General features: G+C 69.1%; 7 protein-coding genes. 1 reads left to right on the top strand and 6 read right to left on the bottom strand.

All coding sequences use genetic code 11. The features are described 5' to 3' along the window. Window positions 1-598: 598 nt before the first annotated feature. The 4 genes from qcrB to ctaE all read right to left on the bottom strand — a co-directional run bounded on the left by qcrB (window position 599) and on the right by ctaE (window position 4,976). The gene (gene qcrB / locus J1M37_RS09295) at window positions 599-2,293 is read right to left on the bottom strand and encodes a cytochrome bc1 complex cytochrome b subunit (protein ID WP_206452474.1); all 1,695 of its coding nucleotides are present in this window, start codon (window positions 2,291-2,293) and stop codon (window positions 599-601) included. 5 nt (window positions 2,294-2,298) lie between these two features. Next, window positions 2,299-3,375: a cytochrome bc1 complex Rieske iron-sulfur subunit gene (qcrA, locus tag J1M37_RS09290; RefSeq protein ID WP_158183780.1), complete on the bottom strand. Its 1,077-nt coding sequence runs from the start codon at window positions 3,373-3,375 to the stop codon at window positions 2,299-2,301. A gap of 69 nt (window positions 3,376-3,444) precedes the next feature. Further along, entirely contained in the window at window positions 3,445-4,251 is an 807-nt protein-coding gene (qcrC, locus tag J1M37_RS09285) for a cytochrome bc1 complex diheme cytochrome c subunit (protein WP_036315101.1), read from the bottom strand. A gap of 86 nt (window positions 4,252-4,337) precedes the next feature. Further along, a complete protein-coding gene (gene ctaE / locus J1M37_RS09280) occupies window positions 4,338-4,976 on the bottom strand; it encodes an aa3-type cytochrome oxidase subunit III (protein ID WP_428842618.1) in 639 nt (212 codons plus the stop codon). Window positions 4,977-5,166: 190 nt separating this feature from the next. On the opposite strand from ctaE, the gene trpD reads away from it, so the two are divergent. Then, window positions 5,167-6,225 (top strand): anthranilate phosphoribosyltransferase, encoded by a 1,059-nt coding sequence (gene trpD, locus J1M37_RS09275; protein ID WP_002854528.1) that lies wholly within the window; start codon window positions 5,167-5,169, stop codon window positions 6,223-6,225. 53 nt (window positions 6,226-6,278) lie between these two features. Here the strand turns inward: trpD and J1M37_RS09270 are convergent, their stop codons facing one another. Further along, complete coding sequence (locus tag J1M37_RS09270) at window positions 6,279-6,560, bottom strand: Lrp/AsnC family transcriptional regulator (protein WP_002854527.1); 282 nt, start codon at window positions 6,558-6,560, stop codon at window positions 6,279-6,281. A gap of 68 nt (window positions 6,561-6,628) precedes the next feature. Further along, window positions 6,629-7,045 carry a DUF3054 domain-containing protein gene (locus J1M37_RS09265; RefSeq protein WP_206452473.1) on the bottom strand — a complete coding sequence of 139 codons (417 nt, stop codon included), beginning with the start codon at window positions 7,043-7,045 and terminating at the stop codon, window positions 6,629-6,631. Window positions 7,046-7,125 lie beyond the last annotated feature (80 nt).

Here is a 7,125-nt window from a genome sequence, read left to right as displayed (position 1 = left end):
ACGAGCAACGCGGGCAAACCAGATGGCCAGCACCGGGCAGTTCCCGTGGCCATCACTGGGCAGTCCTCATGGCCGTCAGCGGGTCATTCCCTGGCCACCTATGGGCAGCTTTTCATGGCCGCTTACAACCTCCCTCCGAGGATGAACGGATGTCGCAGCACCCACCCCATGGCAGGGCACCGGCTCACCTTCTTGAGCCCGCGTGGGAGGAAAAGCCGCTTGAGGACCCAGACCATCGACGGTGCCCGTCTCCTGCCGTCTCTCGGGATGCCCCCGTAGAAGGCCACCTGCGTCCGCCCAGCATCCGCCGTCGCGGACCGGACGCACGCCAGTCCGTGCCAGAACCGGTCGGCCGCGACCAGCGAGGCGCACCATTGCTTCAGGCCCACCCGAGGGGGCCGCCGTACGACTACCCCACAGCGCAGGACGCAGAGACCCGGCAGTCGGGGGGCGGGGCGCTGGACCGCCTCGTGACGCCCGCTGCGGCCTTGGGCGGGCTTCTCCCTCGGTGGCCGCGGCGGCCCGCCTCCCAGGACGCCGAAGGGCCCCGCGCACCGTGGTGCGCGGGGCCCCTCGTCAGGGGATCAGCCGACCGGGGTCAGCGCTCCAGATGAGGAGCGTCAGAGCCGTGTCCGAGCTCGACGGGGTGCTCCTCGTGGCCGTGCTGGCCGTGGGTGCGGGCCTCCACCAGCTCCTCGCGGGAGACCGGGGCGACGCGTTCCTGGTAGAACATGCGGTTCAGGCCGGCACGGGCCTTCTCCAGCATGCCCACCTTGCCGTCGCGGCCGGGGATGGCCGGCACCGGGCGACGATCCTCGAAGGCCACCAGGCGATACAGCTCGTAGTCGGTGAGCTGGCGGTGACGCTCGTGGAAGCCGCCCTCGGGGGACATCTCGATGATGCCTGCCTCGTGGCCGTGGAGCACCAGCTCACGGTCCTTGCGCTGCAAGGACAGGCAGATGCGGCGGGTCACGATGAAGGCGATCACCGGGCCGAGGAAGAACAGCGCGCGCAGCACGTACAGCACGTCGTTCAGGGACAGGTGGAAGTGGGTGGCGATGAGGTCCGAGGACGCGGCCGCCCACATGACGCAGTACCAGACGACGGCGGCCACGCCGATGCCCGTGCGGGCCGGGGCGTTGCGCGGACGGTCGAGCAGGTGGTGCTCGGTGTCGTCCTTGGTGATCCACCGCTCGATCCACGGCCAGGCGCACATGCCGACGAGCAGGACGCCGACCGGGATCAGCGGGATCAGGACGCCCATGGGCAGCGAGACCGAGGAGCCCCACGGCATCGGGATGTTCCAGAGGAAGGAGTAGTCGCCGATCATGCCGGGCATCAGGCGCAGGGCGCCGTCGAACACGCCGATGTACCAGTCGGGCTGGGTGCCGGCCTGCACCGGGGACGGATCGTACGGGCCGTAGTTCCAGTTGGCGTTGATCGTCACCGTGGAGGCGATGAGCGCGAGCACACCGAACACGATGAAGAAGAAGCCGCCGGCCTTGGCCGCGTACACGGGGCCGACCGGGTAGCCGACCACGTTGTCCTCGGTGCGGCCCGGGCCCGGGTACTGGGTGTGCTTGTGCACGACGACCATGAACAGGTGGATGCCGATGAGCAGCAGGATGGCCGCGGGCACGATCATGATGTGCAGGGCGTACAGGCGGCCGATGACCGAGTGGCCGGGGAACTCGCCGCCGAAGAAGAAGGCGGAGAGGTACGTGCCGACCAGCGGCAGGGACTTCAGGATGCCGTCGATGATGCGCAGGCCGTTGCCGGAGAGCACCTCGTCGGGCAGGGAGTAGCCGGTGAAGCCGGCGGCCCAGCCGGCCATCAGCAGGAAGCATCCGACCACCCAGTTCAGCTCACGCGGGCGACGGAACGCGCCGGTGAAGAACACGCGCAGCATGTGGACGGACATGGCCGCCACGAACATCAGCGCCGCCCAGTGGTGCAGCTGCCGCATGAACAGACCGCCGCGCACGTCGAACGAGATGTCGAGGGTCGAAGCGTAGGCCGCGGACATCTCGATGCCGCGCAGCGGGGCATAGGCCCCGTTGTAGACGACCTCCGACATGGAGGGGTCGAAGAAGAACGTGAGGAACGCGCCGGACAGCAGCAGGATGACGAAGCTGTACAGGGCGACCTCGCCGAACATGAACGTCCAGTGGTCCGGGAAGATCTTGCGGGCGAAGAACTTCACGATCGGCGACATCCCCGTGCGGGTGTCGACGAAGTTCGCGATGCGGCCGGTCGAGGTCGCCGGCTGGAACTCATTCACGGTGGTGCTCATAGGTGTCAGCCACGCTCCCAGTAGACAGGCCCGACGGGCTCATGGAAATCGCTCTGGGCCACGAGGAAGCCCTCGTCGTCCACGGTGATCGGCAGCTGCGGCAGCGCGTGGCTGGCCGGGCCGAAGATGACCTTGCACTCCTGCGTCAGGTCGAAGGTCGACTGGTGGCAGGGGCAGAGCAGGTGGTGGGTGTGCTGCTCGTACAGGGCGATCGGGCAGCCCACGTGCGTGCAGACCTTGGAGTAGGCGAAGATGCCGTCCACGTTCCAGTCCTCGCGACCCGGGGTGATCTTCACCTTGGCGGGGTCCAGGCGCATGAGCAGGACGACGGCCTTGGCCTTCTGGTTGAGCTTGTCGGGGCCCAGATCGTTCAGGCCGTCGGGGATGACGTGCACGGCCGAGCCGAGCGTGACGTCCGAGGCCTTGATGGGGGAGCCGGTGGGGTCGCGCACGAGGCGCACGCCCTCGGCCCACATGGTGTGGCGCAGACGCTCAGGGCCGAAGTTGTGAGCCTCCTGGTCCGAGAAATTGTCCGAGTCGTCCAGATCGCGGAACACGGCGATGAACGGCAGGGGGGCCAGCAGGGCGGCGCCGATCAGGGTGTTGCGCAGCAGGGGGCGGCGCTTGATCTGCGACTCGTCCAGGATCTCGGAGATCATCCCGGTGGCGGCCACGCGGTCGTCCTCCGAGCGGATCTCATGACGGTCCTCGACGGTCTCGTGGTCCGGCATCAGGGTCTTGGCCCAATGCACCACGCCGATGCCGATGCCGAACATGGCGAGGGCGGTGCCCAGGCCGAGCAGCAGGTTCTGCAGGTAGATCTTGCTGAACGCCTCACCGTTGCCGATCTGCCCCACGCCGAAATAGCCGATGAAGAAGAGCACCGTGCCCACGATGGAGATGAGGAACATGACCGAGACCTGACGCTCGGCGCGCTTCGCAGCCTTCGGATCCTCATCGGCCAGACGCGGACGGTGCGGAGGCAGGCCCGGGTCGTCGATCGCGTACCGGGGCGCGTCCTCGCCGGCGTGCTCGAGGGAACCCGAGCGGCGCTCGGTCCCTTCAAGGCCTTTCTCGCCCATATGTCCTGTTTCCTTTACTCGAGTGATGAATGTCGATGACGGGTGGTCGGCGCGCCTGCGCCGACGGGATCAGGAGGACCGGCTGGTGAGCCAGACCATGAAGCCGATGATCAGCGCCAGGCCCGCGGTCCAGATGAACAGGCCCTCGGAGACGGGGCCGAGCGAGCCGAGGGCGAGGCCGCCGGGGGAGCCCTGGTTCTCGATGGTCTTCAGGTAGGCGATGATGTCGCGCTTGTCCTCGGGCTTGATGTTCGAGTCGGAGAACACCGGCATGTTCTGCGGGCCGGTCTCCATGGCCTCGTAGATGTGCTTCTCCTCCACGCCCTGCAGGGAGGGGGCGTACTTGCCGCGGGTGAGCGCACCGCCGGCCGCAGCCGCGTTGTGGCACATGGCGCAGTTGATGCGGAACAGGTCGCCGCCGCGGGTGATGTCCACATCCTCGTGGTTCACGTCCAGGTACTCGTCCTCGGGGACGGCGGGGCCGGCGCCCAGCGAGGCGACGTAGGCGGCGAGCTGCGCCGTCTGCTCGTCGTTGAACTGGTTCGGCTTGACCTGGGCCTGCGGGCCGTTCATCTGCATCGGCATGCGGCCGGTGCCCACCTGGAAGTCGACGGAGGCGGCGCCGACACCGATCAGGGACGGGCCGGAGGGACCCCCCGCGGCACCCGTGCCGTGGCACGAGGCGCAGTTCGCGTTGAAGAGCTTCTCGCCCTCGGAGATGTCATCAGCCGAGGCGGCCGCGGTGACCTGCGTGGCCGCCTGCGCCTGGTTCACGGTGCTCGCGACGGAGTACAGTCCGCCGGTCACCAGGAGTCCCAGCAGGAGGAGCGCCAGCCCCATCAGGGGATGGCGTCGGTTCTGCGAAAGTGCCTTCACGGGGGTTTCCTATCGTTCTCTTCCGGGGCGGGCCGCTCATGCTGCCGGCCCGGGCCTGAAGTCGGTGCGGTGAGTGGGGGGTCGTCTTACTTCAGGAAGTAGACGATGAAGAACAGGGCGATCCAGACGACGTCCACGAAGTGCCAGTAGTAGGACACGACGATCGCCGACGTTGCCTCGTGGTGGCCGAAGCGGCGGGCCATGTAGGCGCGGCCGATGATGAAGAGGAACGCGATGAGGCCGCCGGTCACGTGGATGGCGTGGAAGCCGGTGGTGATGTAGAACGCCGAGCCGTACGCGTTCGCCGCGACGGTCACACCCTCGGAGACGAGAACCGCGTACTCGTAGGACTGCACCGCCACGAAGATCGAGCCCATGATGAAGGTCAGGATGAACCACTCGACCATGCCCCACTTCCCGAACTGTAGGAAGCCGCCGGTGCGGCGGGGCTGAAGGCGCTCGGCGGCGAGGACGCCGAACTGGGCGGTGACGGAGGAGAGCACCAGGATCGTCGTGTTCACCGCGGCGAGCGGGACGTTGAGTATCGCGGTGTGCTCGGCCCAGAGCTCCGGAGACGTGGAGCGCAGGGTGAAGTACATGGCGAAGAGCCCACCGAAGAACATGAGCTCGCTGGCAAGCCACACCATGGTCCCGACCTGCACCATGTTCGGCCGGCTCGGGAGCCCCGTGGTGGGCTGATGGAGAGTGGGGTTAGCTGTGGTCACCCAGCCATTATGGCCCCAAACACCGCCCGGGCGGTAAATCGAACCTACCGTGTCGCAGGACAGGTCGTCAGCACCGCCGGGGGGTTTCAGTGACAGTCGGGGGCTGGCGTCCAGGGGATGTCCAGGTTCACGGCGGGCGGCGCATGACATGGCGCGGTGCCGGGTGCGGCCGGGCCGCTAGGCTCAGTGCGTGAGCACCCCCGAGAACACCGCAGCAGTCCTTGGGACCTCCTGGCCGGAGGTCTTCCGCGCCCTCACCCTCGGTGAGGACCTCAGCGACGACGTCGCCGCGTGGGCCATGGGGGAGATGATGGCCGGCGACGCCACCGAGGGGCAGGTGGGCGGATTCCTCCTCGCCCTGGCCGCCAAGGGGGTGACGGTGCCGGAGCTGCGCGGCCTGACCGAGGCGATGGTCCAGGCGGCGAACCCGGTGCACGTGCCGGGGGAGACCCTCGACGTCGTGGGCACGGGCGGCGACCGCCTGGGCACCGTGAACCTCTCCACCATGTCCTCGCTCGTGGCCGCCGGTGCGGGCGCGCGGATCGTCAAGCACGGGAACCGCGGCGCCTCGTCCACCGCCGGCGCGGCCGACGTGATCGAGGCCCTCGGCGTGGACCTGTCCATGCCGGCCCGGAAGGCCGAGGAGTGCGCCGAGGCCGTGGGCATCACGTTCCTCTTCGCCCAGAACTACCACCCGTCCATGAAGTATGTGGCCCCGGTGCGCAAGCAGCTCGGCGTGCCCACCGTGTTCAACTTCCTCGGCCCCCTGAGCAATCCGGCCCAGGTCACCGCCCAGGCCCTGGGCTGCTCGAGTGAGGCCATGGTCCCGCTGCTCGCCCAGGTGCTCGCGGACCGAGGGGTGCGCGGCTTCGTCTTCCGCGGGGCGGACGGCCGGGACAAGATCACGACGTCGGGGCCGTCGACCGTCATGGAGGTCCGGGACGGTGTGCGCACCCACGAGCTCGATCCCCGGGAGCTGGGCATCGACCTGGCCCCCGTCCAGGCCCTGGCCGGGCGGGACGGCGCCTACAATGCGACCCTCGTCCGCGCTCTGCTGGCGGGGGAGAAGGGTCCGATCCGCGACGCCGTCCTCCTCAACGCGGCCGCGGGCCTGACGGCCTGGGACCGCGACGCGGACGCGCCGCTGATGGAGCGACTGGCGGCCAACATGACGCGGGCCGCCGAGTCGATCGACTCCGGCGCCGCGCGTGACGTCCTGGACCGCTGGGTCGCCTTCTCCCGGTCCTGATGGTGCGACGACGGGCCCTCACCGCCGAGGTGGGGCCGTCGTCGAGAGGACGCTCAGGAGTCGAAGCCGAGCGCCCATCCCTCGCCGAGGTCCTCGGACGAGTAGGTCCGGAAGGCCAGCATGGTCTCGGTGTCCTGGATCCCGTCGACCTTGGAGAGGTGGTCGGCGATCACGTCGGCGAGGTCCTCGTAGCGGCGCACCTTGACCATCGCCACCAGGTCCCACGCGCCGGTCACGGAGTAGACCGACCCGACCCCCTCGAGCGCGGCGAGGGTCTCGGCGGTCTCCGGGATACTGGATTTGTCGGTCTTGATCAAGACGATGGCGGTGACCACGGGCGGTCCTCATTTCCTCGATGCTGTGGGTCCGGTGTCCCCGACGATCCTAGCTGCGCGCCGGGCCCTCACCTCCGGGTGCGGCGCACCAGCCAGGCGGTCACGGCCCGGCGGCCCAGAAGCAGGACGCCCAGCACCCCGAGTGCCACGAGCACGAAGGACACCGGTGCACCACCGAGACCGAAGGCCACGCGCAGGACCATGCCGACCGCCACGGTCCCCAGCCAGACGATCACGCCGTGGGGCCACGCGCGGGCCCACGTCCGGTGTCCGGCGGTCACCCCGGTCATGAGGAGGAGGCCCGCCAGGAACGGCGCCGCCGTGACCAGCAGACCCAGCGGGCCGCGCTCCGTGGAGTGCTGCCCCTGACCCAGAGCCACGAAGAGGAGGGTGAGCAGGAGGTCGACGGCAAGCGCCGGCAGGGCGCCGCGCGGGGCGCGATGCTCGGCGGGCGCGGCACGACGGGCGGTGGGGGAGGACGTCATGCATCCAGTCTGGCCCACCGAGAGGTCCGGACGGAGCGTCCGACCGGGGGCGGCTTGGCGGTCGGGACCAACGACAAGAG

The sequence above is a fragment of the Micrococcus sp. KRD012 genome, assembly GCF_017168555.1.
Classification (GTDB): domain Bacteria; phylum Actinomycetota; class Actinomycetes; order Actinomycetales; family Micrococcaceae; genus Micrococcus; species Micrococcus luteus.
Note: the sequence above shows the minus strand (reverse complement) of the source record. Positions and strands in the feature narration are given on the sequence as shown.

Coding starts and splice junctions, on each gene's coding strand:
- J1M37_RS09265 (WP_206452473.1), bottom strand. CDS start 7,045: ATGACGTCCTCCCCCACCGCCCGTCGTGCCGCGCCCGCCGAGCATCGC.
- qcrB (WP_206452474.1), bottom strand. CDS start 2,293: ATGAGCACCACCGTGAATGAGTTCCAGCCGGCGACCTCGACCGGCCGC.
- qcrA (WP_158183780.1), bottom strand. CDS start 3,375: ATGGGCGAGAAAGGCCTTGAAGGGACCGAGCGCCGCTCGGGTTCCCTC.